The sequence below is a fragment of the Brevundimonas sp. CEF1 genome, from assembly GCF_051353055.1.
In the GTDB taxonomy this organism is placed as follows: Bacteria; Pseudomonadota; Alphaproteobacteria; order Caulobacterales; family Caulobacteraceae; genus Brevundimonas.
Map to the genome: position 1 here is coordinate 3,543,407 of NZ_CP195593.1, position 23,553 is coordinate 3,566,959.

The 23,553-nt window shown below is 69.4% G+C and carries 23 protein-coding genes; 13 read left to right on the plus strand and 10 right to left on the minus strand.

Going from position 1 to position 23,553, the window contains the following annotated elements:
- Window positions 1-564 precede the first annotated feature (564 nt).
- Complete coding sequence (gene groL, locus ACR9FL_RS17735; RefSeq protein ID WP_436356589.1) at window positions 565-2,211, minus strand: chaperonin GroEL; 1,647 nt, start codon at window positions 2,209-2,211, stop codon at window positions 565-567.
- A 59-nt stretch (window positions 2,212-2,270) separates the two neighbouring features.
- Window positions 2,271-2,558, minus strand: coding sequence for a co-chaperone GroES (gene groES / locus ACR9FL_RS17740; RefSeq protein ID WP_003167913.1), 288 nt, complete (start codon window positions 2,556-2,558; stop codon window positions 2,271-2,273).
- A gap of 263 nt (window positions 2,559-2,821) precedes the next feature.
- On the opposite strand from groES, the gene ACR9FL_RS17745 reads away from it, so the two are divergent.
- Window positions 2,822-3,268, plus strand: coding sequence for a DUF2141 domain-containing protein (locus ACR9FL_RS17745; protein ID WP_436356590.1), 447 nt, complete (start codon window positions 2,822-2,824; stop codon window positions 3,266-3,268).
- Window positions 3,269-3,425: 157 nt separating this feature from the next.
- Entirely contained in the window at window positions 3,426-3,863 is a 438-nt protein-coding gene (locus tag ACR9FL_RS17750; protein WP_297934899.1) for a hypothetical protein, read from the plus strand.
- Window positions 3,864-3,935: 72 nt separating this feature from the next.
- Here the strand turns inward: ACR9FL_RS17750 and ACR9FL_RS17755 are convergent, their stop codons facing one another.
- From ACR9FL_RS17755 to ACR9FL_RS17765, 3 genes are all read right to left on the minus strand, one after another.
- Window positions 3,936-4,112: a DUF1328 domain-containing protein gene (locus tag ACR9FL_RS17755; protein ID WP_105562824.1), complete on the minus strand. Its 177-nt coding sequence runs from the start codon at window positions 4,110-4,112 to the stop codon at window positions 3,936-3,938.
- A gap of 107 nt (window positions 4,113-4,219) precedes the next feature.
- A complete protein-coding gene (locus ACR9FL_RS17760) occupies window positions 4,220-4,612 on the minus strand; it encodes a hypothetical protein (protein ID WP_296176175.1) in 393 nt (130 codons plus the stop codon).
- Window positions 4,612-4,956, minus strand: coding sequence for a DUF883 family protein (locus ACR9FL_RS17765; protein WP_296176172.1), 345 nt, complete (start codon window positions 4,954-4,956; stop codon window positions 4,612-4,614). Before ACR9FL_RS17765 ends, ACR9FL_RS17760 begins: the two co-directional genes overlap by 1 nt.
- Window positions 4,957-5,112: 156 nt before the next feature.
- On the opposite strand from ACR9FL_RS17765, the gene ACR9FL_RS17770 reads away from it, so the two are divergent.
- The 3 genes from ACR9FL_RS17770 (at window position 5,113) to ACR9FL_RS17780 (ending at window position 7,368) form a co-directional block, all read left to right on the plus strand.
- Window positions 5,113-5,769 carry a fumarylacetoacetate hydrolase family protein gene (locus ACR9FL_RS17770; RefSeq protein ID WP_436356591.1) on the plus strand — a complete coding sequence of 219 codons (657 nt, stop codon included), beginning with the start codon at window positions 5,113-5,115 and terminating at the stop codon, window positions 5,767-5,769.
- Entirely contained in the window at window positions 5,766-6,398 is a 633-nt protein-coding gene (gene maiA / locus ACR9FL_RS17775) for a maleylacetoacetate isomerase (RefSeq protein ID WP_436356592.1), read from the plus strand. The genes ACR9FL_RS17770 and maiA overlap by 4 nt, the downstream gene beginning before the upstream one ends.
- Before the next feature lie 121 nt (window positions 6,399-6,519).
- The gene (locus ACR9FL_RS17780) at window positions 6,520-7,368 is read left to right on the plus strand and encodes an aldo/keto reductase (RefSeq protein ID WP_436358181.1); all 849 of its coding nucleotides are present in this window, start codon (window positions 6,520-6,522) and stop codon (window positions 7,366-7,368) included.
- 8 nt (window positions 7,369-7,376) lie between these two features.
- On the opposite strand, the gene ACR9FL_RS17785 is transcribed toward ACR9FL_RS17780, so the two are convergent.
- A complete protein-coding gene (locus tag ACR9FL_RS17785; protein ID WP_436356593.1) occupies window positions 7,377-8,048 on the minus strand; it encodes a DUF4328 domain-containing protein in 672 nt (223 codons plus the stop codon).
- A gap of 93 nt (window positions 8,049-8,141) precedes the next feature.
- Between ACR9FL_RS17785 and mutS the strand changes: the two genes are divergently transcribed.
- The 6 genes from mutS to ACR9FL_RS17815 all read left to right on the plus strand — a co-directional run bounded on the left by mutS (window position 8,142) and on the right by ACR9FL_RS17815 (window position 17,889).
- The gene (gene mutS, locus ACR9FL_RS17790) at window positions 8,142-10,850 is read left to right on the plus strand and encodes a DNA mismatch repair protein MutS (protein ID WP_436356594.1); all 2,709 of its coding nucleotides are present in this window, start codon (window positions 8,142-8,144) and stop codon (window positions 10,848-10,850) included.
- Window positions 10,851-10,997: 147 nt separating this feature from the next.
- Window positions 10,998-13,697, plus strand: a complete 2,700-nt coding sequence (gene glnD / locus ACR9FL_RS17795) for a [protein-PII] uridylyltransferase (RefSeq protein WP_436356595.1) — start codon at window positions 10,998-11,000, stop codon at window positions 13,695-13,697.
- 31 nt (window positions 13,698-13,728) lie between these two features.
- A complete protein-coding gene (murJ, locus tag ACR9FL_RS17800) occupies window positions 13,729-15,435 on the plus strand; it encodes a murein biosynthesis integral membrane protein MurJ (protein WP_436356596.1) in 1,707 nt (568 codons plus the stop codon).
- A 158-nt stretch (window positions 15,436-15,593) separates the two neighbouring features.
- Window positions 15,594-16,631 (plus strand): tryptophan--tRNA ligase, encoded by a 1,038-nt coding sequence (gene trpS, locus ACR9FL_RS17805; RefSeq protein WP_436356597.1) that lies wholly within the window; start codon window positions 15,594-15,596, stop codon window positions 16,629-16,631.
- A 71-nt stretch (window positions 16,632-16,702) separates the two neighbouring features.
- A complete protein-coding gene (locus ACR9FL_RS17810) occupies window positions 16,703-17,413 on the plus strand; it encodes a GNAT family N-acetyltransferase (protein WP_436356598.1) in 711 nt (236 codons plus the stop codon).
- 11 nt (window positions 17,414-17,424) lie between these two features.
- Window positions 17,425-17,889, plus strand: coding sequence for an OsmC family protein (locus ACR9FL_RS17815; RefSeq protein WP_296176152.1), 465 nt, complete (start codon window positions 17,425-17,427; stop codon window positions 17,887-17,889).
- 3 nt (window positions 17,890-17,892) lie between these two features.
- Here the strand turns inward: ACR9FL_RS17815 and ACR9FL_RS17820 are convergent, their stop codons facing one another.
- The 3 genes from ACR9FL_RS17820 to ACR9FL_RS17830 are packed head-to-tail and all read right to left on the minus strand — an operon-like array spanning window position 17,893 to window position 20,081.
- Entirely contained in the window at window positions 17,893-18,816 is a 924-nt protein-coding gene (locus ACR9FL_RS17820) for an NAD(P)/FAD-dependent oxidoreductase (protein ID WP_436356599.1), read from the minus strand.
- Window positions 18,785-19,273: an Rrf2 family transcriptional regulator gene (locus tag ACR9FL_RS17825; protein ID WP_296176148.1), complete on the minus strand. Its 489-nt coding sequence runs from the start codon at window positions 19,271-19,273 to the stop codon at window positions 18,785-18,787. The genes ACR9FL_RS17820 and ACR9FL_RS17825 overlap by 32 nt, the downstream gene beginning before the upstream one ends.
- A 58-nt stretch (window positions 19,274-19,331) precedes the next feature.
- Complete coding sequence (locus ACR9FL_RS17830) at window positions 19,332-20,081, minus strand: dienelactone hydrolase family protein (protein ID WP_436356600.1); 750 nt, start codon at window positions 20,079-20,081, stop codon at window positions 19,332-19,334.
- Between the two features lie 110 nt (window positions 20,082-20,191).
- Here ACR9FL_RS17830 and ACR9FL_RS17835 point away from each other — a divergent pair, with 110 nt between their 5' ends.
- Window positions 20,192-20,836: a PadR family transcriptional regulator gene (locus tag ACR9FL_RS17835; protein ID WP_436356601.1), complete on the plus strand. Its 645-nt coding sequence runs from the start codon at window positions 20,192-20,194 to the stop codon at window positions 20,834-20,836.
- Window positions 20,833-21,648, plus strand: coding sequence for a siderophore-interacting protein (locus ACR9FL_RS17840; RefSeq protein WP_436356602.1), 816 nt, complete (start codon window positions 20,833-20,835; stop codon window positions 21,646-21,648). The genes ACR9FL_RS17835 and ACR9FL_RS17840 overlap by 4 nt, the downstream gene beginning before the upstream one ends.
- Window positions 21,649-21,896: 248 nt before the next feature.
- On the opposite strand, the gene purH is transcribed toward ACR9FL_RS17840, so the two are convergent.
- On the minus strand, window positions 21,897-23,501 hold the full coding sequence (gene purH, locus ACR9FL_RS17845) for a bifunctional phosphoribosylaminoimidazolecarboxamide formyltransferase/IMP cyclohydrolase (RefSeq protein WP_436356603.1): 1,605 nt from the start codon (window positions 23,499-23,501) through the stop codon (window positions 21,897-21,899).
- Between the last annotated feature and the right edge of the window lie 52 nt (window positions 23,502-23,553).

Below are 23,553 nucleotides of genomic sequence, written 5' to 3' on the forward strand. Positions count from 1 at the left end.
ACCCCGAGATTAGCCCGCGTTCGCGCGCTGCCCCCTTCACTCCTGAACCCTCCGTCTGATCCATCGCCGCCTTCCGCTGGGTGCTCCCTTGCCCGGCGCGCGCGATGGAGGGCGGAGGGTTCGACAAGACCCCCGTTCTCTCCGCTCCCGCCGCCGCTTCGGTTCGCCGGCCGAGCGAGCCCTCCCCTGCGACGGGACGGGAGAAGGATGGGGGATGTCGGAGGTGCGGCGAGTTGTTTGGCCTGAGCGTCGCGCGATCCCGCTGATTTTCAGGGATTGGCGGGGCGGGATGTGAAAGCCCGCGCGTTTCCCTTCTCCCCTTGCGGGAGAAGGTGGCAGCCAAAGGCTGACGGATGAGGGGTCTCTCCGCGCGTTGAACTGAGAGCCTTGGCCGCCGTCGCGCAACCCCTCATCCGGCCCTGTCGGGCCACCTTCTCCCGCAAGGGGAGAAGGGAAATCAGGGCAACGCGTTTCGCCGGGATGAGCGAAGTTGGAAGGCAAAAGAAAAAGGGCGGGACCTTGCGATCCCGCCCTTCCGTAGTCTTGGCGTTGGATGGCTTGGACTTAGAAGTCCATGCCGCCCATGCCGCCCATGCCGCCCATGTCGGGAGCGCCGCCGGCGCCGCCCTTCTTGGGAGCGTCAGCGATAGCGGCTTCCGTCGTGATCATGATGCCGGCGACCGAGGCGGCCGACTTCAGAGCCGAACGGACGACCTTGGCCGGATCGATCACGCCCATCTGGACGAGGTCGCCGTATTCTTCGGTCTGGGCGTTGAAGCCGAACGAGGCGTCGGTCGACTCCATGACCTTGCCGACCACGATCGAGCCTTCGACGCCCGAGTTTTCCGAGATCTGACGGATCGGAGCCTGCAGGGCGCGACGGACGATGGCGATGCCGGCGTTCTGATCGGCGTTGGAGCCCTTCAGGTCGACCAGCTTCTTGGAGGCTTGCAGCAGGGCCACGCCGCCGCCCGGGACGATGCCTTCATCGGCAGCGGCGCGGGTGGCGTTCAGGGCGTCGTCGACGCGGTCCTTCTTTTCCTTCACTTCGACTTCGGTCGAACCGCCGACGCGCAGGACGGCGACGCCGCCGGCCAGCTTGGCCAGACGCTCTTGCAGTTTTTCCTTGTCGTAGTCCGAGGTGGTGTCCTCGATCTGACGCTTGATCTGGCCGACGCGGGCTTCGATGCCGTCCTTCTCGCCAGCGCCTTCGACGATGGTGGTGTCGTCCTTGGTGATCTGGACCTTCTTGGCCTTGCCGAGCATGTCGAGCGTGACAGTCTCAAGCTTGATGCCGAGGTCTTCCGAGATGACCTGGCCGCCCGTCAGGATGGCGATGTCTTCCAGCATGGCCTTGCGGCGGTCGCCGAAGCCCGGAGCCTTGACGGCGGCGACGCGCAGGCCGCCGCGCAGCTTGTTGACCACCAGGGTGGCCAGGGCTTCGCCTTCGATGTCCTCGGCGATGATCAGCAGGGGACGGCCCGACTGAACCACGGCTTCCAGCACCGGCAGCATGGGCTGCAGCGAGGTCAGCTTCTTCTCGTGGAGCAGGATGAGGGGCTCTTCGAGGGCGACCTCCATCTTGTCGGCGTTGGTGATGAAGTAGGGCGACAGGTAGCCGCGGTCGAACTGCATGCCTTCGACGATGTCGACGGTGGTTTCAGCCGTCTTGGCTTCCTCGACCGTGATGACGCCTTCGTTGCCGACCTTGGCCATGGCCAGGGCGATCAGCTCGCCGATTTCAGCGTCGCCGTTGGCCGAGATGGTGCCGACCTGGGCGATTTCCGAGTTGTTCGAGACCGGCTTGGAGATGGTCTTGACCTCGTCCAGGGCCACGGCGACGGCCTGGTCGATGCCGCGCTTCAGGTCCATCGGGTTCATGCCGGCGGCGACGGCCTTCAGGCCCTCTTGCACGATGGCCTGGGCCAGGACGGTGGCGGTGGTGGTGCCGTCGCCCGCGTTGTCGTTCGCCTTGGAGGCGACTTCGCGGATCATCTGGGCGCCCATGTTCTCGAAGGCGTCTTCCAGCTCGATCTCTTTGGCGACCGAGACGCCGTCCTTGGTCGAGCGCGGGGCGCCGAACGACTTCTGGATCACGACGTTGCGGCCCTTGGGACCCAGGGTCACCTTGACGGCGTCAGCCAGGACGTTGACGCCCTTCAGCATCTTGTCGCGGGCGTCGGTGTTGAATTTTACGATCTTGGCGGCCATTGCGGGCTGCTCCTGTTTTTATGCGTATGTTCTGGACGATGAGGACAGACGTCGGGTGCTTACGAGAGCACGCCCAGGACGTCGGATTCCTTCATGATGATCAGGTCTTCGCCGTCGATCTTCACTTCCGTGCCCGACCACTTGCCGAACAGGATGCGGTCGCCGGCCTTCAGTTCCAGGGCGACGTGCTTGCCGTCTTCGTCACGGACGCCGGGGCCCACGGCGACGACTTCGCCTTCCTGGGGCTTTTCCTTGGCCGTGTCGGGGATGATGATCCCGCCCTTGGTCTTGGATTCTTCTTCCACGCGCTTGACCAGCACGCGATCGCCGAGCGGACGAAACGCCATCGGACTTCTCCCTCTTAAACCCCCGAAGCGGGGCGTTCTGAAATGGTGGGCGGCGCCCCCGCGACCGCCGCTTTGGCAGCCGGCCGACGTGAGTGCTAACGCATCGGGCAAGTAGGAGGGCGGCTCCGGGGCGTCAAGGCGAGTGCGGCGAAACAACCTGGATTTCGGCCTGTTGACTCCAAGAACTTTAAATTACAAAGTTCATTGTCTTCGTGAAACGCAGGGGGCCGCCCTGGCTCCGGTCACGAGGGGAGGAGAGAGACATGCAAGCGGTTCAAAAGGCGGCCCTGGCCGCCGCCCTGTCGTCCTTGGTGCTGATGGGGGCCGGTTCAGCCCTGGCCGGGGACGTCGTCATCACCGTCACTGGGGTTCAGGCGCGCGGCGGCGACCTGCTGGTCGGGTTGCAGAACGCGGCCCAGTTCATGAAGCACGAAGGCGACCACGGCGAGATCATCAAGGCCCCCGCCGCCGGGACCCGGGTCGTGACCCTGAAGGACGTGCCGCCGGGCGACTATTCCGTCTCGGTCCTGCACGACCTGAACGGGGATCAGCAGATGGCCCTGGCGAACGGCATGCCTGCAGAGGGCTGGGCCATGGTCCGCGGCGAAACCCTGAGGGCCGCCCCGACCTTCGACCAGGTCAGGTTCACCGTGCCCGCGAGCGGCGACGCCCGTGTGAACGTGGCCATGCAGTATCCGTCCGTGCGCTGAGACGGACGGACGAAGCGGCTCCTGGCGCCCGGCCGGGAGCCGACTTCGGCGGCCGCGCCAGATGACTGGAAAATGAACGGAACCCCTTGGGGTCGTTCAGCGGGGGCCTCCTAAAAGGGAGACAACGGATCAACCGGCTTTCGAAAGGAGCCCCGCCATGAAGACCATTTCCAAGATCGGCGTCGGCGCGATCGCTCTGACGATGCTGGCGACCACCCCCGCCGCCGCCCAGTCCTATCGCGACCGGGATCGCGACAACACCGGCCGCGACGCCGTGCTCGGCGCCGTCGTCGGCGGCGTCGCCGGCGCCCTGATCGGTCAGGGCGACGGTCGCTATATCGCCGGTGGCGCCCTGGCCGGCGCGGCCCTGGGGGCCGTGTCCTCGGACAGCGATCGCGACGGCTGCAGCTATTACCGCAGCGGCCGCTGCTACCGGAACCAGGGCCACTGGGAGCGCGAGCACGGCATCAACAGCCGTGACGGCTACTACAACAACGGCCGCTATCAGGACCGCGATCGCTATGACCGTCGCTATGAGGGGCGTCGTGACCGCCACGACAACCGTCGCGACTATCGCTACGACCGCCGCTGGTAGGGCGTGGCGCCAGACAGAAGAAAGGCCCCGGCGGTTCGCCGGGGCCTTTTTTCGTCTGTGGTCGGGGATGGGTCAGACCCGTGGGCCGCGACCCCGCATGCCGCCCATCACCAGCGAGACCACGAACAGGATCACGGCGATGATGGCGATGAACTTGGCGATCTCGAACGACATGCCCGAAATGCCGCCGAAGCCGAGAACGGCTGCGACCAGCGCAATAATAAAGAAGATGATGGCCCAACGAAGCATGGACGGTCCTCCGGAACATTGTTGACGGAGGTAAAACCATCGACGGATCTATGCCGATCGTTCCACCTGGCGAGAACAACGCTCCGAAGACTTGACCGTTCCGTCGCTTATCGACGGCGCTGGCGGCTCTTTTCAGTAAAGGCCGCCGCGACCATGGTGGCCAGGGCCGGGTTGCGCAGGAAGATGAAGCCGCCGGCCAGGGCCGCCGCCGCGCCGAGCAGGGGGCGTTCCTGGAACAGGTGGAAGGCGCGCATGCCCAGGCTCTCCGGTTCCTGATCCTCTTCCTCGTCCTCGCCGTGGGCGCGCCGCACGAAGATCAGGGCGATGATCAGGGCGACCGCCGCGAAGATGGCCGAGGTGATGGCCGCCGCCGCCAGAGGGACGACGACCAGAGCCAGCAGATAATAGACCGTGGCCCCCAGGGCGACCATGGCCACGAAGCCCGCGCCGCCGGCGATGAAGGTCGCGACGGCGCGGTTGATCAGCCCCCGCCCGAGCATCAGCGGCGACGACCGGCGATGAGCAGGCCCAGGACGAAACCGACGCCCAGCGCGATGGCGGTGGACTGGACCGGACGCTCCTGCACGCGCTCGACGACATAGCGCTGGGCTTCTTCGAAGCGCTCGGCGGCGTCGTCGTAATATTCACGGCCGCGCACGCGGGCGTCGTCGTAGTAGCCGCGCGCCTTTTCACGCAGTTCCTCGCCCTGCTCGCGCAGGCGGGCTTCGGCGTCGGCGGCCTTGGCCTTCAGGCGCTGCGTTTCCTCGCGCGCGCCGGTCTTCAGATCCTCCTTGAGGGTCTTCAGGTCGTTCTTGATGTCTTCCCGAGCCTTGGTCGTGGCCATGATGCGCGCTCCGCTGGATTGTAAGCTTGACGATTAAATAGAGAACCCCCGCCCCGAACGCCACACCGGCGACCAAGGTTCCTGCAAAGCCGCAGGTCTGGGCCATGGCGCGACCGCCTTCTGGCGTCGCCGGAAGCCTCGTCCTAGAACAACGTCATGACCCAATGGCTGTTCCCGCCCGCGCCGACACCCTCCCTGCCCATCGTCGATGAGGCGCGGCGTTTTCCGGTGCGCCGCATCCTCTGCGTGGGGCAGAACTACGCCGCCCACGCCCGCGAAATGGGGGCGGACCCGTCCAAGCCCGCGCCCTTTTTCTTTTCCAAGCCGGCCGACGCCCTGGTCGTGGACGGGGCCGATCCGGCCTATCCGACGGCGACCGCCAACCTGCATCACGAGGTCGAACTGGTCGTCGCGATCGGGGAGGGCGGGACCATCGCCGGCTGGGCGGTCGGCGTCGATCTGACGCGGCGCGATCTGCAATCGGAGGCGAAAGCCAAGGGGCGGCCGTGGGAGGCGGGCAAGGCCTTTGATCAGTCGGCCCCCTGCGGCGCCCTGACGCTCGGCGCCCTGCCGGACGCCGATGCGGTGATCGAGCTCAAGGTCAACGGCGAGACGCGCCAGTCGGGCCGTCTGTCGGACATGATCTGGGACCCGGCGGGCATTCTGGCCAAGGCCAATGACCTGTGGTCGCTGCAGCCCGGCGACCTGATCTTCACCGGCACGCCCGAGGGCGTCGGGCCTCTGGTTCCGGGCGACCGGGTCGAGGCGACCATTGACGGTCTGGCCCCGCTCCGCTTCACGGTGAAATCATGATCCTGCACGGCTACTGGCGCTCGGGCACCAGCTATCGCACCCGCATCGCCCTCAATCTGAAGGGGCTGGCCTATGAGACCGCGCCGGTCGATCTGCGCACCGGGGCGCAGACGTCGGACGCCTATCGGGCGCTGAATCCGCAAGGTCTGGTGCCGGCGCTGGAGACCGACGACGGTCTGGTCCTGACCCAGAGCCCGGCCATTCTGGAATGGCTGGAGGAGACCTGTCCGACCCCGGCCCTGCTGCCGTCCCTGCCGGCCGACCGCGCCGTGGTGCGGGCCATGGCCGCCCTGATCGGCTGCGACGTCCATCCGCTGAACAATCTGCGGGTGCTGAAGGCGGTGCGCGAGCTGGGCGCCGATCAGGCGGGCGTGGACGCCTGGGCCGGGCGCTGGATCCTCGACGGTTTCGCGGCGCTGGAGGCCCTGGTGGTGCGTCACGGCGAGGGCTGGTGCTTCGGCGGGGCTCCGAGCCTGGCCGACTGCTACCTGATCCCGCAGATTTATTCGGCGCGGCGTTTCAACGTCGATCTGGCGGCCTTTCCGCGTCTGCTGGAGATCGAGATGCGGGCGGACCTGCATCCGGCCTTCATTGCGGCGCACCCGGACAATCAACCAGACGCGGATTAAGTCTCTTCGTTCACCAACAGCCTTGATTTCAGTCAATCTCCCTTAAGCTTTGGCGCTGAAGATCGGCGTCGTGAGATTCGCTGTTCCGCCTTCTCCGGCCGACCGGCTCGCCATCGCTGTGGTGACTGAGCCCGAACGGTCCCGCCCGCTGCCCCCCGGCCAGCGGGAAGACGCCATGCGCCATCTGCTGCAGACAGCGGGCGACGCGGGCGTCGGTCTGGTCGCGACCCGGCCCGAGGGCGACGTCGAGCGCCTGCTGGGTCAGGCCTGGCCCTTCCCCTCGCCCTTCCGCGTCACCGCGCGCACCGTGCCCCTGGCCGACGGTCTGGACCGGGTCGAGGCCCGCGCCCGCCGCTCGCTGGAACGCATGGGCCTGCCGCGCGGCGACGCCGTCCTGGTGCAGAACGCCGCTGATCTGGCCGGGGCCGAGGGGCGCGCCCTGTGGGCCCGGCTGCAGGCGCTGAAGGAACGCGGCGTCTTTCGCAAGATCGGCTTCGTCGCCACCGTCGAGGACGGCCCGGCCCTGATCGCCCGCCGCTTCCAGCCCGACGTGGTGCAGATCGCCTGCAACATCCTGGATCAGCGCGCCGCGCGCGGCGGGGTGATCGAGGCCCTGGCCGCCCAGGGCGTCGAGGTGCATCTGGCCTCGGTCTTCGCCCAGGGCCTGCTGTTCGCCAATCGTGAAAGCCTGCCGCCCGAACTGGCGGCGCACGGCATGGCCCTGTCGCGCACGCGTCGCCGCCTGGCCGAAGCGCGGGTCGATCCGATGCAGGCGGCCCTGGCCTATGCCCTCAACCTGCCCGGCGTGGCCCAGGTGATCGCCAGCGTGGCCTCGGCCGCCGAACTGCGCGCCATCGTCGCCGCCTCGCACGCGGCCAAGCCCGATATCGACTGGGACGCCCTGGCCCTGGACGAGGCCCCGGCCGCCGTCGCCTCGCGCCTGCGCCTGCACATCAGCAACGCCGCCTGATCCAGCCCTCAGGCGAAGACGTCTGAATCCGCGGCGCTCAGGCGCAGGGTTTGCGCGGTCGTGATGCGTTTGACGATCTCGAGAAACAGCAGGCCGGCGCCGAACGACAGGAGCGCCGAGACCACTTCCAGTCCGGCGCTTATGTGCATGACGCCGACCGTATCGGCGCGCCACGCCATCCGATTGCTGACGCTGGCGACGACGCCGGATGCGAGCCAAAGTCCCCACCAGACCTTGAGGTGGTTCGGCGCCTCGCTGGAAACGGGATGACCGTGGCTGGCGGCCCAGGTGTCGGCGACGCCCTGAAACGGTTTCCACAGGTTCGCAAGGGGGATGAAGAACCAGCCGATGGACCAGGGCGGCGAGACACGCATCCCGCCCGTCCAGGCCTGGGCGTTCATGTTGGCGCGATAGATCCACTTCAGGACGACGAGGGATACGACCAAGCCGACGGCGAGAACGGGCAGTCGGAGTATGGCCGTGGCTTCGGTGGCGGCGGCGTGAACCGGGTATTCGCCGTAGGGGCCGAGCGGCAGGTCGCTCGCCACCCCTTGCAGAAGGAACCAGTCGGCGGCGGCCAGGGCGATATGGAAGGCGTTGGCGACGAGGGTGGCGTAGATCGCGACGACGGCGAGGCGACCCAGGCGACCGATCGGGCGCGTTTTGTATAACTTTGTCATTTCATTTTCCCCCACAGCCCGGATGGGTGATTTCGCCGGGGGATGCAAGCCTGCGCTTGAGGCCGTCGCTGCGATCCGTCACCCTGACGGGCAATGAACGCTCCCCTCGCCCATCCCCCGCAAGTCGATCTGAAGCCTGACCTCAAGGCGGACGCCGGCACGACGCCGGTCATGGCGCAATTCCTGGCGGCCAAGGCCGATCAGCCGGACGCGATCCTGTTTTTCCGCATGGGCGACTTCTACGAGCTGTTCTTCGACGACGCGGTCAAGGCGGCGGCGGCGCTGGGCATCACCCTGACCAAGCGCGGCAAGCATCAGGGCGAGGACATTCCCATGGCCGGGGTGCCGGTCCACGCCCTGGACGGCTATCTGGCGCGGCTGATCCGCATGGGCTTCAAGGTGGCCATCTGCGAGCAGTTGGAAGCCCCCGCCGAGGCCAAGAAGCGCGGTCACAAGGCGGTGGTGCATCGCGGCGTCGTGCGGGTGGTGACGCCCGGCACCCTGACCGAGGACAGCCTGCTGGACGCGCGCGGGGCCAACCGGCTGGCGGCGGTGGCGATCCGAAAGGGCCGCGCCGCCGTGGCCGTGGTCGAGTTGTCGGCCGGCGCGGTGGACTCGGTGGCCTGCGACCTGAGCGATCTGGGCGCGGCGCTGGCGGCCTTCCGCCCGTCGGAAGTCTTGGTGCCCGACCGCCTGTTTTCGGACGAGACTCTGAAGGGGGCGCTGGACGGCTCCGGCGGGGTGGTTCAGGCCATGCCGCAGGCCCTGGCCGAGCCGGTCGGCGCCCGCGACCGGGTGCAGCGGCTCTATGGCGTCTCGGCCCTGGACGGCTTCGGCGCCTTCGAGGAGGCCGAGGTGTCGGCGCTGGGCCTGATCGCCGCCTATCTGGAGACGACCCAGGCCGGCAAGATTCCGGCCCTGGCCCCGCCGCGTCGTTCGGGCGAGAGCGGTTTTCTGGCCATCGATCCGGCCACCCGGCTGAGCCTCGAGATCGACCGCACCCAGCGCGGCGAGCGCGACGGCTCCTTGCTGCACGGCATCGACCGCAGCGTCACCTCGGGCGGGGCGCGAGCCCTGGCGGAACGCATTTCGCGGCCCCTGCGCGATCCGGCGGCGATCAACGCCGGTCTGGACGCGGTCGAATGGCTGCTGGAGCGGCGCGATCTGCGGCGCGATCTGCGCGACGGGCTGCGATCGTCGGCCGACGTGGCGCGGGCGACGTCGCGGCTGGCGCTGGGGCGAGGCGGACCGCGCGATCTGGCGGCCATCCGTTCGGGCCTGACGACGGCGCAAGGCCTGGCCGGGCTGTTCGCGGTCTCGGCGCGCGATCCTCTGGCGGGACCGCCCGCGCGGGTTCTGGCCTGCCTCGACCGGCTGACACTGGACGGCGAGCTGTCGCACCTGCTGGCTGATCTGGTCGACGGCCTGATGGAGGAGCCGCCGCATCTGGCGCGCGACGGCGGCTTTGTGAACCCCGGCCATAGGCCCGAGCTGGACGCCGCCCGCACCCTGCGCGACGACAGCCGCCGCGTGGTCGCCGACCTGGAGGCCCGCGCCGTGGCCGAGAGCGGGGTGGCCTTCAAGGTGCGCCACAACGCTGTGCTGGGCTACTTCCTCGAGGCCTCGGCCAAGGCGGCGGAGAACCTGTTGCGCGCCGGGCCGGACAGCCCCTTCATCCACCGCCAGACCCTGGCCAACCAGGTCCGCTTCACCACGGTCGAACTGTCGGAACTGGACGCCAAGATCAGCCAGGCCGGGCATCGCGCCCTGGCCATGGAGGGCGAGACCTTCGAGGCCTGGCGTCGCGAGGTCGCGCGGCTGGCCGGGCCGCTGCAGGGCGTGGCCGAGGCCCTGGCCGAACTGGACGCCCACGCGGCCCTGGCCGAATGGGCCGAGGAGGTCGGCGCGGTTCGTCCCGTGGTCGACGACAGCCTCTGCTTCGACGTCGAGGCTGGGCGTCACCCGGTGGTCGAGGCGGCGGTGACGGCGCAAGGCGACCCCTACACCCCCAACAACTGCCGCCTGGCCGGGGACGGCGCGGGGGCTTCGCGCCTGTCGATCGTCACCGGGCCGAACATGGCCGGTAAGTCGACCTTCCTGCGCCAGAACGCGCTTCTGGTGGTCCTGGCCCAGGCCGGGGCCTTTGTCCCGGCGCGCGCCATGCGGCTGGGCGTGGTGGACCGGCTGTTCAGCCGCGTCGGCGCCGGCGACGATCTGGCGCGCGGCCGCTCCACCTTCATGATGGAGATGGTCGAGACCGCCGCCATCCTGACCCAGGCCACGCCGCACAGCTTCGTCGTGCTGGACGAGATCGGGCGCGGCACCGCCACCTACGACGGTCTGGCCATCGCCTGGGCCACGGCCGAGGCCCTGCACGAAACCAATCGCGCCCGCACCCTGTTCGCCACCCACTATCACGAGCTGGCGCGGCTGGAGGAAAGGCTGGACCACGTCTGCAACCTGTCGATGAAGGCGCGCGAGTGGAACGGCGATCTGGTCTTCCTGCACGAGGCGGCGCCGGGGGCGGCGGACCGCTCCTACGGCGTGCAGGTGGCCAAACTGGCGGGCGTGCCGACGGCGGTCGTGGGCCGCGCCCGCGAGGTGCTGGAACGGCTGGAGAGCGAGAAGGCGGCGACGGCGCGTCTGGACGACCTGCCCCTGTTCGCCGCCGTGGCCGAGCCTACGCCGGCGCCGATGAACTCGGCGCTGGATGACGCGGTTGCGGCCATCGACCCTGATGAACTGACGCCGCGCGAGGCGCTGGAGGCGCTCTATCGGCTGAAGAATTTGGCGAAGGCCTGAAATCCGCTCATCCCGGCGGACGCCGGGACCCAGTGAGAGCCTCGGGCTCCACGGTGGATTGAGCGTTGCGAGCTGAGGGTCGAGAGAAGGCCAAAGGACTGGATCCCGGCGTCCGCCGGGATGAGCGGGAGAGAGGGGCGTGCTACGATGATCGGCGTGACTGCTTCTTCCCCTCTTGATCCGCGTCTGATCGAGGCCGCCTCGGCGCTGGATGCGCGCGTCGCCGTCACGGCGTTCCTGCGCGAAAGCTTCGCCATAGACCGCGCCCGCGTCGCCCGACGGCTGGAAGGCGGGGTCGACGGGGCGGAGGCGGCGCGCCTTTACGCCGCCGCCGCCGATACGATGCTGACCGGCCTGTGGCGGGTGGCGACCGAGGTGGTGCATCCTGCGCCGCAGGACCGACTCAGTCTGCTGGCGGTCGGGGGTTATGGACGCGGCGTGTTGGCGCCCTTTTCCGATCTCGACCTGCTGTTCCTGCGCCCCGGCCAGACGGCCAGCGCCCGCACCACGGCGGTGATCGAGTTCGTCCATTACGTCCTGTGGGATCTGGGGTTGAAGGTGGGCTCGGCCTCACGCTCGGTCGGCGAGACCCTGGCGCTGGCGCGCGACGACATGACGGTGCGCACGACGCTGCTGGAGGCGCGGGTGCTGGCCGGCGACGCCGATCTGGGCGAGGGCTTGCTGAAGCGTTTCCGCGCCGAGATCGCCAGGGCCGATCCGCGCCCCTTCATCGCCGCCAAGATGGAGGAGCGGGACGTCCGTCTGCAGAAGACCGGGGCGGTGCGTTACCGCGTCGAGCCCAACATCAAGGACGGCAAGGGGGGGCTTCGGGACCTGAACACCCTGTTCTGGATCGCCCGGTCGCTGGCGCCCGACAGCGAGCGGGGGCAGGCGGCGCTGGAGGGGTTGTTGAGCGCGCGGGAATTGCGCAGCTTCCGCGAGGCCATCGGCTTTCTGTGGAGCGTGCGCATCCACCTGCATCTGGCGGCGGGCCGGGCCGAGGAGAAGCTGACCTTCGACTTCCAGCCCGAGATCGCCCGGCGCATGGGCTGGCGCGGGCGCGGCGACGAGCTGGCGGTCGAGCGCTTCATGCGCCGCTATTTCCAGGTGGCGCGCGAGGTGGGCGCCCTGACCCGCGCCGTCTCGGCCCAGCTGGAGGCGCGTCAGCAGAAGAAGGCGCAAGGGTTGGCGCGCGGCCTGTCGCGGCTGATCCCGCGTCGGCGGGCGAAGCTGGCCTTCGACGGTCTGGCGATCGAGGGCGGACGCCTGACGGTGACGGGCGGCGGGGTCTTCGCCCATGATCCGGTGCGGCTGCTGCTGCTGTTCGTCGAGGCGGACCGGCTGGATCTGGACCTGCATCCCGACGCCTTCGCCGCCGTGATCCGCGCCCTGTCTCTGGTGACCCCGGCCCTGCGGCGCGACCCGCGCGCGGCCGAGGCCTTCCTGACGGTGCTGGCGCATGGGCAGAGGCCCTATCGCGTCCTGTCGATCATGAACGAGACGGGTCTGTTGGGGCGGTTCCTGCCCGAATGGGGGCGGATCGTCGGCCAGACCCAGTTCAACATGTATCACGCCTATACGGTGGACGAGCACACGCTTCAGGCCGTGGGCATCATCAACGACATCGCGCGCGGCAAGCTGGAGGCGGACCACCCGGCCTCGACCGCCATCATCCACCGCATCGCCGACATCGAGGTGCTGATGCTGGCCATGCTGCTGCACGACGTGGGCAAGGGCGGCGACCGGGGCCAGCTGGAGGACGGGGCCATCGCCGCGCGCCGGGCCTGCGAGCGGCTGGGCGTCGATCCGCGTCGGATCGAGCTGGTGGTCTGGCTGGTGCGCCATCACCTGCTGATGAGCGACTATGCCCAGAAACGCGACGTCTCCGACCCCTCGACCGTGCGGGCCTTCGCCGAGGCCGTGGGCGACCCGGAACGGTTGCGGATGCTGATGGTGCTGACCGTGGCCGACATTCGCGCCGTGGGGCCGGGGGTGTGGAACGGCTGGAAGGGGCAGCTGATGCGGGCCCTGTTCGAGGCGACCGAGGCCCTGTTCCGGGGCGACGCGGTGACGCGCGAGGACCCGCTGATCGACCACCCGGCCCTGGTCGAGCGGGCTCGGCGTGAAGGCGCGGCGGTCGAGGCCCTGCCGCCGGAAACGGCGCTGGAGTCCACCGCGCGGGTGGCCGTGGCGGCGCTGGACCGACCCGGCCTGTTCGCCGATCTGGCCGCCACCCTGGCCATGGCCGGGGCCGATGTGGTGGGCGCGCGTCTGGCCACCGCCGAGGACGGCACGGCGCTGGACGTGTTCGAGATCCAGGACGGGGCGGGCGAGGCCTATGGCCAGCGCGAGCCGCGTCGGCTGGCCATCCTGGTCAAGGCGCTGGAGCGGGCGGCGCAGAAGGGGGCGCGGACCTCGGCGGTGGAGACGCCGCGCGTCAGCGCGCGCCGCGCGGTGTTCGAGGTGCGGCCGGTGGTGCGCATCGACGCCGAGACGGGGGCCAGCGCCGTGGTGGTCGAGGTTTCGGGCGCCGACCGGCCGGGCCTGCTGGCCGATCTGGCGCGGACCATCTCGGCCCACGGCTATTCGACCCGCTCGGCACATATCGCGAGCTTCGGCGAGCGGGCGGTGGACGGTTTCTACATCACCGACACGGACGGGACGAAGCCGAGCGATGCGGCAAGGCTGGCGGCCCTGAGGACCGGCTTGCTGGAGGTTCTGGATCGCGCGCCGCAGGGGCCGGCGGGGCGACGCATCGTTCCGGTGCGGGCCAGCGTGCGCGACGTCTCCGATCTGGAAGGCGCCTTGGGCCGCAAGCCCGTATCCAGCGGGTCGCGGGCGCGCTAAGGCGTTGGTCGGGCGAGCATAGAGACCAGCCGTGAACGACAAGACCGATCCCATCGAACCGGCGGCCCCGGTTCCGGCTGCGAACGCTACGGTGGAGCCTGTGGTGCAGCCGCCCGCCGCCTCGACGACGCTGGACGGCGCTGCGCCCAAGGGCGGCGGCGTGATGCGGTCCTCGGCCATCTTCAGCGCCATGACCCTGCTCAGCCGTCTGGCCGGGTTCGCGCGCGACGTGGTGATCTCGGCGGCGCTGGGGGCCTCGGCGGGACCGGCGGCGGACGCCTACAACACCGCCCTGAACTTCCCCAACCTGTTCCGCCGCATCTTCGCCGAGGGCGCCTTCGCGGCCGCCTTCGTCCCGGCCTACGCCAAGACGCTGAAGACGGAAGGCGAGGCCGTGGCCGATCAGGTCGCCACCGACGCCCTGGCCGCCGTCGCCGCCGTCACCGTGGTCCTGACCATCGTGGCCCAGCTGACGATGCCCTGGCTGATGACGGTCATCAACATCGGCTTCCTGGACGATCCGGCGCGGTTCAAGCTGGCCGTGATCCTGACCCAGATCACCATGCCCTACCTGCCCTGCATGGCCGTGGCCGCCCTGCTGAACGGGGTGCTGAACGCGCGCGGGCGCTTCATCGTCTCGGGCGCCTATCCCATCCTGCTCAACCTGATCATGCTGGCCGCGGTCATCCCGGTGAAGGGGGACCAGATCCAGTCCGCCTACGCCGCCTCCTGGGCCGTGCTGGTCGCCGGCTTCGCCCAGGCGGGCCTGTGCTGGTGGGCGGCGCGGAAGGCCGGCGCCAATATCCGCCTGACCCTGCCCAGGCTGACCCCGGCGGTGAAGGCCATCATCATCACCGCCATCCCGGCCGTGATCGGCAACAGCGCCACCCAGATCAACGTCTTCATCTCGCAGAACCTGTCCAGCTTCGTCGCCGGCGGGCGGACCTGGCTGGCGACGGCGGATCGCCTGTATCAGCTGCCGCTCGGCCTGGTCGGGGTGGCCATCGGCATCGCCCTTCTGCCGCGTCTGTCGGCGGCGGTGGCGTCGCAGGATCACGCCCAGCAGCAGGCCTCGATGGACGAGGCGGCGGTCCTGTCCATGGCCCTGACCCTGCCGGCGGCGGCGGCCCTGATGGCCATGCCCTACTTCCTGATCGACGCCCTGTTCACGCGCGGCGCCTTCCTGCAGGTCGACGCCGTCAACACGGCCCAGGCCCTGTTCCAGTTCGGCTGGGGCGTGCCGGCCTTCGTCCTGATCCGCATCCTGGCCCCGGCCTTCTTCGCGCGCGGCGACACGCGGCGTCCCATGGCCTTCGCCCTGGTCTCGGTGGCGGTGAACGCGGTGTTGGCCATCGCCCTGTTCAACCTCGGCATGGGCATCTCGGGCATCGCCGCCGCCGTCAGCGCCTCGGCCTGGGTCAATGTCGTCCTGCTGGGCGTCACCCTGTGGCGACGCGGCCATTATCGGCCCAGCCCGGCGGCGGCCTCGCGGCTGGCGCGCATTCTTCTGGCCAGCATCGGCCTGGGCGTCGTCGTCGGCCTCGCCTCCTGGGCGCGGCCGATGCTGCAGGCCCCGATCGAGGCCCTGTTGAGCGCCGTCGGTTCGGACCACGGCGCCAAGGAACTGACCCTGCTGGCCGTCGTGGCGGCGGGCGGTCTGACCTATGTCGCCCTGGCCTTCGCCACCCGCGCGATCACGGTCGCCGAGATCAAGGGCCTGATCCGCAAGGGGCGGTAAGCTTGCCCTTCACGCTGCGAGGCGATAAGCGCGAGGGCATGGCTCATTCGGGACACATCTTCGTCGCCCGGCGATGGCGCGGCTGACTGTTCACCGCACGACCCCGCACGCCTGCGCGTGCGCCGAATCCAGCCTCTTCGAGTTCCGAGAACCCTCCCATGACTGACCAGACCCCGGCCCCCTACACCGGCCCGCGCCGCATCCTGTCCGGCATCCAGGCCTCCGGCGCCCTGCACCTGGGCAACTACCTGGGCGCGCTGAAGCGCTTCACCGAGCTGCAGGACACGGGCGCGCCCCTGTTCGTCTTCGTCGCCGACATGCACGCCATCACCGTCTGGCAGGACCCCGAGAAGCTGACGGCCCAGACGCGCGAGATCGCGGCGGCCTATCTGGCGGCGGGTCTGGACCCGGCCAAGGCGACCATCTTCCCGCAGTCGGCGGTGCCGGCCCATGCCGAACTGGCCTGGATCTTCAACTGCGTCGCCCGCCTCGGCTGGCTGGACCGGATGACCCAGTTCAAGGAGAAGTCGGGCAAGCACAAGGAACGCTCCAGCGTCGGCCTCTACACCTATCCGGTGCTGCAGGCGGCGGACATCCTGCTCTACAAGGCGACCGAGGTGCCGGTCGGCGAGGACCAGAAGCAGCATCTGGAGCTGACCCGCGACATCGCCGCCAAGTTCAACAACGACTTCGGCGTCCCCAACTTCTTCCCCCAGCCGGAACCTCTGATCCAGGGGCCGGGCACGCGCGTCATGAGCCTGCGCGACGGTTCGGCCAAGATGAGCAAGTCTGATCCCTCGGACCTGTCGCGTATCAACCTGACCGACGACGCCGACACCATCGCCGCCAAGATCAAGAAGGCCAAGTCGGACATGGATGTCCTGCCCGACACGCTTGAGGGTCTGGAGGGGCGGCCTGAGGCCAAGAACCTGGTGGCCATCTACGCCGCCCTGTCGGACACGACGCGCGAGGCCGTCCTGGCCGAGTTCGGCGGTCAGGGCTTCGGCGCCTTCAAGCCGAAGCTGGCCGAGCTGGCGGTGACGTCCATGGCGCCGGTCACGGCCGAGATGCGCCGCCTGATGGCCGACCCGGCCGAGATCGACCGCGCCCTGGCCGTCGGCGCCGAACGCGCCCGCGAGACGGCCCAGCCGGTGGTGGACGAGGTCAAGAAGATCGTCGGCTTCTGGCAGGGCTGATCGGCCGTTTTCGGACGTGACGGCCTCGCGGCGGGTTTCGCGGCGGGGTCTTCGCGCCTAGATCATCGGCCATGACCCATCCTCTCGATCGCGCCGTTTTCAACGCCCTGACGACCCGCCTGTCGCGGCTCACGACGTCCGATTCCGGGGCCTTGGCCGCGCGCCTGGATCCCGAGGTCGGCGTCTTTCTGGCGGCGGCGGACGACAGCGCGGCCAGCCGCGAGGCGCTCGGCGTCCTGGCCCGGCGCTACCCCGGCGCGGGACTGGTCGAGCGCGAGGACGGGCCGATGGCCGGGGTCCTGCCCGAAGGCGTGCCGGTCGCGGCTCAGGTCGCCCTGGTGCAGATGGCGGCCACGGCCCTGACGCCGGTCGGGTCGGACGCCGCGCGACTGGACGGCGTGATCGAAGAGCTGGGCGAGGCGGACGCCCCGGCCATGCTGGCCCTGGCCACATTGACGAAGCCCGGCCCCTTTCGCTCCAGGACCCGCGAGCTGGGTCCCTTCGTCGGGATCAAGCGCGACGGCCAACTGGTCGCCATGGCGGGAAGGCGGCTGCGCGTCGACGGCTTCACCGAGCTGAGCGGGGTCTGCACCCACCCGGATCATCGCGGCATGGGCTATGCCGCCGCCCTGTCGCGCGTGGTGGTCGGCGAAATTCTGGCGACGGGTGAGGAAGCCTTTCTGCACGCCTTCGCCGACCATGAGACGACCATCGCCTTCTATCGCGGGCTGGGATTTCAGACGCGGGCGCGCATGACCTATACTTCGTTGGGCGAGGTCTGAAGGAGGCGAGCATGAGCGGTCACGGCGCAACGGTGGAATGGACGCGGGGCGAGCAGCCCTTCACTGACAAGCGATACAGCCGCGCCCACGTCTGGCGCTTTGACGGCGGGGCCGTGGTGCCCGGCTCGTCTTCGCCGGCGGGCGTGCCGATCCCGATGTCGGACCCGGCAGGGGTTGACCCGGAGGAGGCCATGATCGCCTCCCTGTCCAGTTGCCACATGCTGTGGTTCCTGGCCTTCGCCGCCAACGCCGGTCTGGTGGTGGACCGCTACCTCGACGACGCCTCGGGCGAGCTGGACAAGAACGAGGCGGGCAAGTCCTATCTGGCGCGCGTGGCCCTCAAGCCCGTCACGACCTTCACCGGGCGTCAGCCGGATCAGGCCGAACTGGACGCCCTGCACCACGCCGCGCACGAGCACTGCGACATGGCCCATTCGGTGCGGTCCGAGATCACGGTCACCGCGACCCTGGGCTGATCCTCAGGCCGTCTCCTCCTCGATCAGGGAACGGAAGGCGGCGTGGGCGGCCAGCATGCCGTCCGTCGTCGCCAGGGTGATGTTGCCCGCCGGCCGCGCCAGATCGCCGGCGGCGAAGACGCCTGGCTGACTGGTCTGCTGCTGGGCGTCCACCTTGACGATGCGGCCCATGGGGCTGTCCGTCATCTCGCAGCCCAGACGCTCGGCGAAGCCGTTGGATTGGCGCACGTGGGCGCCGACGAAGAGGGCCTTCAGCGGGACGAAGCGGCCGTCCTTCAGACGCGCGCCGGTCAGGGTCGGGGCCTCGCCCTCCAGCCGCTCGATGGGGGTCGGCTCGATGGTCACGCCGCGACGGGCCAGAAGGCGGGCGTCGTCCTGGCTCAGGCGGGCTGGGTCGATGAACAGCACAGCCTGGCCCCATTCCGCGACGATCATCGCATACTGGACGGCATGATCGCCGCGCCCCAGGACGCCGATCGGCCCGCCGCCGACCTCGTAGCCGTGGCACCAGGGACAGTGCAGGGCGGTTCGGCCCCAGCGCTCCTTTACGCCGGGAATGTCGGGCAGGACGTCCTCGACGCCGTGGGCCAGGATCAGGCGGCGGCCCCTGGTGCGCGTGCCGTCCGCGAAGGCGACCGCGAAGCCGCCGTCGATGCGCTCGACGTCCACCGCCTCGGCCATGCGGAAGGCGGCCGTGGGATAGGCCGCGATCTGGGCCCGGGCGGCGGCGGCGATCTCTGATCCCGGACGGCCGTCGTTGCTGAGGACGCCGTGAGCGCGGGCGGCGAAGCGGTTTCTGGGCCGGGCGTCGTCGATGACCAGGACGCGGCGGCGGGCGCGCACCAGCTGCAGGGCGGCGGACAGGCCGGCGTAGGAGCCGCCGATGACGACGGCGTCATGGGGCATCGGATTTTCGCGCATGGGCATGGAGCAGGTCTCGTTTCGGATGGGCGGCCAGCCGGCGCGAGAAGTCCGCCGCCAGATCGGCCAGGGTGATGGAGTCCAGGCGCGCCGTCAGCAGGGCGCGCGCGGCGGCGTAGGTGTCGGACAGGGCCTCGTTGACGGCGGCCTCGATCAGGCAGCCTTCGGCCTCGACCGGCGGGGTTTCGGGCAGCAGGCCGGGTTCGCCGAGCGCGGCGTGGACCTGACCCAGGGTGACGCTCTCCAGCGGGCGGGCCAGCCGCCAGCCGCCGCCGTGGCCTTTCTCAGACACCACCAAGCCCTGTTCGCGCAGACCCGCCATGGTGCGGCGCACGACGACGGGGTTGGTCGACAGGCAGGTCGCCAGCAGGTCCGAGGTCATGGGCTGGCCATGGCGCTGCTCATGCTCGGCCATGTGCAGCAGGGCGTGGAGGATGTTGGACAGGCGGGAGTCGCGCTTCATGTAACTTCAATTGTTACGTGATGCGTCGCGCGTCAAGACGGGTCGTGGAATTTCGTTTTCAGGCGTCGGGCGCCACGTCTTTCAGGAAGGCGGTGAAGCGGCGCAGGGCCTCGAGCGTCAGATCGGGGTCGTGGCGCATCGGGCCGTTGCTGGTCGGCTCGTCAAAGGCGTGGGTGCCCTCGGCGACCCAGCTTTCCACCTCTGAGCCGCAGTCGCGGATCATGGCGTTGACCCGTTCGGCGTTCGACACCGTGGTCAGGTGGTCGCGTTTGGCGGTCATGGCCAGGACGCGCGGACAGTGCCGCCAGGGCTTCATCTTGTTGAAGGCCCAGGCTCCGACATAGGGGTAGGCCAGCCACACCGCCTTGACCCCCGACAGGTCGCAATCGCCGGGGTCAGCCACGCCCATGCGGCCCGGGAGGGGGGCCTCGCTCATCATCTCCATGATCGACCAGCCGCCGTGGCTCCAGCCGGCCAGGGACAGCATGCTCGGATCAACGTCGGGGCGGCGCGAGACGCCCTGGATGACGGCCAGGACGTCGCCCGCCCGCTCATAGCCGCGCAGCACCAGGCCGGTGCAGACCGTGGTCAGGGTGAAGGCCCGGTTCCAGCCGCGCGGGCCGTAGGAATCGACGATGAAGGCGCGCCAGCCCGCCGTTTTCGCCGCCTCGGCGTAGCGCGGCAGGTGATCCCGCAGGCCGCCGCAGCCATGGAACAGCAGCACCGCCGGACGCGGCCGGTCGTCGTCGGGCCCGACCACGGTCACGTGCGGTTCCAGCATGGCCCAGCGGGCGTCGAGCGTATCCATCAGCCCAGCTTAGAGATTCGGGATTTTGAAGAAAGGGGTCTTGCAGTTTCGATATATCGATATATCTCTGCGTCAGTTCGATATATCTAAGTGAAAAACGAGAGAAAGATATGAGAGGATCCAAGGGGATCGAAAATACGGGTCACGGCTTCGGGCGCGGCCATCACGGCGCCCACGGCGGCTTCGGCCATGGCTTTGGACGGGGCGGTCACGGCCGTCACATGCGTCCGGAAGGCGGGCGCGGCTCGAGGGCGGAGGGCGAAGGCCGGATGCGCGGCGAGCGTCACGGACGACGCGGCGGCGGTCGCATGTTCGAGCACGGCTCCCTGCGCTGGGTGCTGCTGTCGATGATCGCCGACAAGCCGAGCCACGGCTATGAGCTGATCAAGGAGATCGAAAGCCGCATGGGCGGGACCTATGCGCCCAGCCCCGGCGTCATCTATCCCAGCCTGTCCTTGCTGGAAGACATGGGGGCGGTCAGCGTCGCCGCCGAGGGCGGCAAGAAGCGCTATGCGATCACCGACGAGGGCCGTCGCCTGCTGGACGAGAACGCCGAGGCCCTGGCCCACATCGACATGAAGATGAAGGCCCTGCGCGGACGGCCTGATCGACCCGCCCGCATCGCCGGGGCCATCGAGGCCCTGCGCACCGCCACTCATCAGCGCCTGACCCAGGAGCCGCCGCTGAGCGAGGCCGAGGTCGAGGCCATCGCCGACCTGCTGGAGGCCGCCGCCGAAAAGGTGCGTCAGGCATGAACGAGACCCATCTGCGCCTGCCGCGCCGGGTGCGGCACGAGCTGAAGTTCCGCCGCGTCCGCGTCGAGACGGTGGAACAGCTGACGCCGGTGTTGAAGCGCATCGTCCTGACCGGCGAGGAGCTGGAGGGCTTCTTCAGCCCCGGTTTCGACGACCATGTGAAGATCTTTCCCGCGCCGCGCGGTCAGGCGGTGGTCCTGCCGACGGTGGGGCCGGACGGGCCGGTCTTCGCCGAGCCGAAGCCGACAGCGCGCGACTACACCCCGCGCGCCTATGACGCCGCCAACCGGCGTCTGACCCTCGACTTCGCGGTCGGTCACGGCGGCCCGGCCACGGCCTGGGCCGAGGATGCGCGGGTTGGGGACGAATTGGGACTGGGCGGACCGCGCGGCTCCTTCCTGATCCCGACCAGCTTCGCCGAGCATCTTCTGGTCGGGGACGAGGCGGCGATTCCAGCCATCGCCCGCCGGTTGGAAGAACTGCCCGCCGGGGCGCGGGCCGTCGCCTGCATCGAAGTCAATGATGCGGCGGGCGAATTGGATCTGCCCAGCGCCGCCGACGTCGAGATCGTCTGGGTGCACCGCAAGGGCGGGGCGCGCGGTCGGGCCGAGGCCCTGACGGCGGCGGCGGTCGAGGCGGCGCAGCGGATCGATCCGGGCGACGCCTATGTCTGGGTCGCCTGCGAGTCCACGGTGGCGCGGTCGATGCGCTCGGCCCTGCTGGCGGCCCGGCCGTTCAATCCGAAATGGATGAAGGTGGCCGGCTACTGGCGTCTGGGCCGCGCCGGCTCGCATGAAGTGATCGAGGACTAGCAATTTTCCGCTCATCCCCGCGGAGGCGGGGACCCAGTGCTTTGGCTTCAAGCCGCCTCGATCAATGAAGAGGTCACCGCTCTGCGCTCGTACTGGGTCCCCGCCTCCGCGGGGATGAGCGGGTCGGGTGGGCCAACACCGAATACAAAACTAGCCAAAACAAAAGGGCGCTGCCACGATCGGCAACGCCCTCTTCTTTGCGCTCAAGCAGCGAGCCGCCGCGCGGCTCGCGTTAGCGCTCTTAATGCCTAGTGCCGGAACACGCGTGTTCCGGTGAAGGCCATGGCGATGCCGCGTTCGTCGGCGGCGGCGATGACCTCCTCGTCGCGGATCGAGCCGCCCGGCTGGATCACCGCCGTGGCGCCGGCGGCGACGGCTTCCAACAGGCCGTCGGCGAAGGGGAAGAAGGCTTCCGAGGCGCAGGCCGAACCCTCGGCCAGGGAGTGGGCCAGACCCTTGGCCTCGCCCGCTTCCTTGGCGCGGATGGCGGCGATGCGGGCGCTGTCGCGGCGGTTCATCTGACCGGCGCCGATGCCCGCCGTCTGGCCGTCCTTGGCGTAGACGATGGCGTTGGACTTGACGTGCTTGGCCACGGTGAAGGCGAACAGCATGTCCTGGATCTCGGTCGGCGTGGGCTGGCGGCGCGTGACGATCTTCAGGTCCGAGGGTTTGATCAGCGAGCGGTCGCGCGACTGCACCAGGAAGCCGCCGGCCACCGAGCGGAAGACCTCGCCCGCGCCGTGCGGGTCGGGCAGGCCGTCGGTGATCAGCAGGCGCAGGTTCTTCTTGGCGGCGAAGACGGCCTTGGCCTCGTCGTCGGCGCCGGGGGCGATGACGACCTCGGTGAAGATGCCGGTGATGGCGCGGGCGTCCTCGCCGTTCAGCGGGCGGTTGACGGCGATGACGCCGCCAAAGGCCGAGACCGCATCGCATTCGAGCGCGCGGGCATAGGCTTCCGACAGATCCTTGCCGACGGCCACGCCGCAGGGGTTGGCGTGTTTGACGATGACGCAGGCCGGGGCCTCGAACTCGGCCACCAGCTCATAGGCGGCGTCGGCGTCGGCGATGTTGTTGTAGCCCAGCTCCTTGCCCTGGACCTGTTCGGCATAGGCCACGCCCGGACGGCGTTCGCCGGTGCGGTAGAAGGCGCCGGTCTGGTGCGGGTTCTCGCCGTAACGCAGGGTCTGCGCCAGCGAGCCGGCGATGGACTTGCGGGCCGGGGCGGCGTCGTTCAACTGAGCGGCGAACCAGCCGGACACGGCGGCGTCATAGGCGGCGGTGCGGGCGAAGGCGCGGGCGGCCAACTGCTTGCGCAGGGCCAGCGTGGTCGTGCCGTCAACCTTCAGGGCCTCGACGATCAGGCCGATGCTGGTCGCATCGACGGCCACGGCGACGTGGCCGTGGTTCTTGGAGCCCGAGCGGATCATGGCCGGGCCGCCGATGTCGATGTTCTCGATGGCCGCTTCAAAACCGCCGCCGTCCTCGACCGTCTTCTCGAACGGATAGAGGTCGATCCAGACGATATCGATGGCGCCGATATTGTGCTCGGTCATGGCGGCGGCGTGGGCCGGGGCGTTGCGCACGCCCAGCAGGCCGCCGTGCACCACGGGGTGCAGGGTCTTGACCCGGCCGTCCATCATTTCCGGGAAGCCGGTCAGATCAGCCACGTCCTTGACCGGCAGGCCGAAGCCCGCGATCGCCGCCTTGGTGCCGCCGGTCGAGACCAGTTCGACGCCGAGGCCGGCCAGGGTGCGCGCCGCATCCTCCAGCCCCGCCTTGTCCGACAATGAGATCAGGGCGCGGACGGGTTTGATCGCGTCCGGGGCGGGCGGAAAGTCGGGAGCGGCGGGCATGGGCGGCATCCGTTAACAGCTGGGGCGGGGAGATGGCGCGGCCTCTAGCACC

Excerpts from the sequence above, each read along its gene's own strand:
- groL (WP_436356589.1), bottom strand. The coding sequence starts at position 2,211 with ATGGCCGCCAAGATCGTAAAATTCAACACCGACGCCCGCGACAAGATG.
- maiA (WP_436356592.1), top strand. The coding sequence starts at position 5,766 with ATGATCCTGCACGGCTACTGGCGCTCGGGCACCAGCTATCGCACCCGC.
- ACR9FL_RS17745 (WP_436356590.1), top strand. The coding sequence starts at position 2,822 with ATGCAAGCGGTTCAAAAGGCGGCCCTGGCCGCCGCCCTGTCGTCCTTG.
- purH (WP_436356603.1), bottom strand. The coding sequence starts at position 23,501 with ATGCCCGCCGCTCCCGACTTTCCGCCCGCCCCGGACGCGATCAAACCC.
- ACR9FL_RS17765 (WP_296176172.1), bottom strand. The coding sequence starts at position 4,956 with ATGGCCACGACCAAGGCTCGGGAAGACATCAAGAACGACCTGAAGACC.
- ACR9FL_RS17785 (WP_436356593.1), bottom strand. The coding sequence starts at position 8,048 with ATGACAAAGTTATACAAAACGCGCCCGATCGGTCGCCTGGGTCGCCTC.
- ACR9FL_RS17810 (WP_436356598.1), top strand. The coding sequence starts at position 16,703 with ATGACCCATCCTCTCGATCGCGCCGTTTTCAACGCCCTGACGACCCGC.
- ACR9FL_RS17815 (WP_296176152.1), top strand. The coding sequence starts at position 17,425 with ATGAGCGGTCACGGCGCAACGGTGGAATGGACGCGGGGCGAGCAGCCC.
- mutS (WP_436356594.1), top strand. The coding sequence starts at position 8,142 with ATGAACGCTCCCCTCGCCCATCCCCCGCAAGTCGATCTGAAGCCTGAC.
- ACR9FL_RS17750 (WP_297934899.1), top strand. The coding sequence starts at position 3,426 with ATGAAGACCATTTCCAAGATCGGCGTCGGCGCGATCGCTCTGACGATG.
- ACR9FL_RS17840 (WP_436356602.1), top strand. The coding sequence starts at position 20,833 with ATGAACGAGACCCATCTGCGCCTGCCGCGCCGGGTGCGGCACGAGCTG.
- ACR9FL_RS17760 (WP_296176175.1), bottom strand. The coding sequence starts at position 4,612 with ATGCTCGGGCGGGGGCTGATCAACCGCGCCGTCGCGACCTTCATCGCC.
- ACR9FL_RS17825 (WP_296176148.1), bottom strand. The coding sequence starts at position 19,273 with ATGAAGCGCGACTCCCGCCTGTCCAACATCCTCCACGCCCTGCTGCAC.
- ACR9FL_RS17770 (WP_436356591.1), top strand. The coding sequence starts at position 5,113 with ATGACCCAATGGCTGTTCCCGCCCGCGCCGACACCCTCCCTGCCCATC.
- ACR9FL_RS17755 (WP_105562824.1), bottom strand. The coding sequence starts at position 4,112 with ATGCTTCGTTGGGCCATCATCTTCTTTATTATTGCGCTGGTCGCAGCC.
- glnD (WP_436356595.1), top strand. The coding sequence starts at position 10,998 with ATGATCGGCGTGACTGCTTCTTCCCCTCTTGATCCGCGTCTGATCGAG.
- ACR9FL_RS17820 (WP_436356599.1), bottom strand. The coding sequence starts at position 18,816 with ATGCCCATGCGCGAAAATCCGATGCCCCATGACGCCGTCGTCATCGGC.
- trpS (WP_436356597.1), top strand. The coding sequence starts at position 15,594 with ATGACTGACCAGACCCCGGCCCCCTACACCGGCCCGCGCCGCATCCTG.
- groES (WP_003167913.1), bottom strand. The coding sequence starts at position 2,558 with ATGGCGTTTCGTCCGCTCGGCGATCGCGTGCTGGTCAAGCGCGTGGAA.
- ACR9FL_RS17830 (WP_436356600.1), bottom strand. The coding sequence starts at position 20,081 with ATGGATACGCTCGACGCCCGCTGGGCCATGCTGGAACCGCACGTGACC.
- ACR9FL_RS17835 (WP_436356601.1), top strand. The coding sequence starts at position 20,192 with ATGAGAGGATCCAAGGGGATCGAAAATACGGGTCACGGCTTCGGGCGC.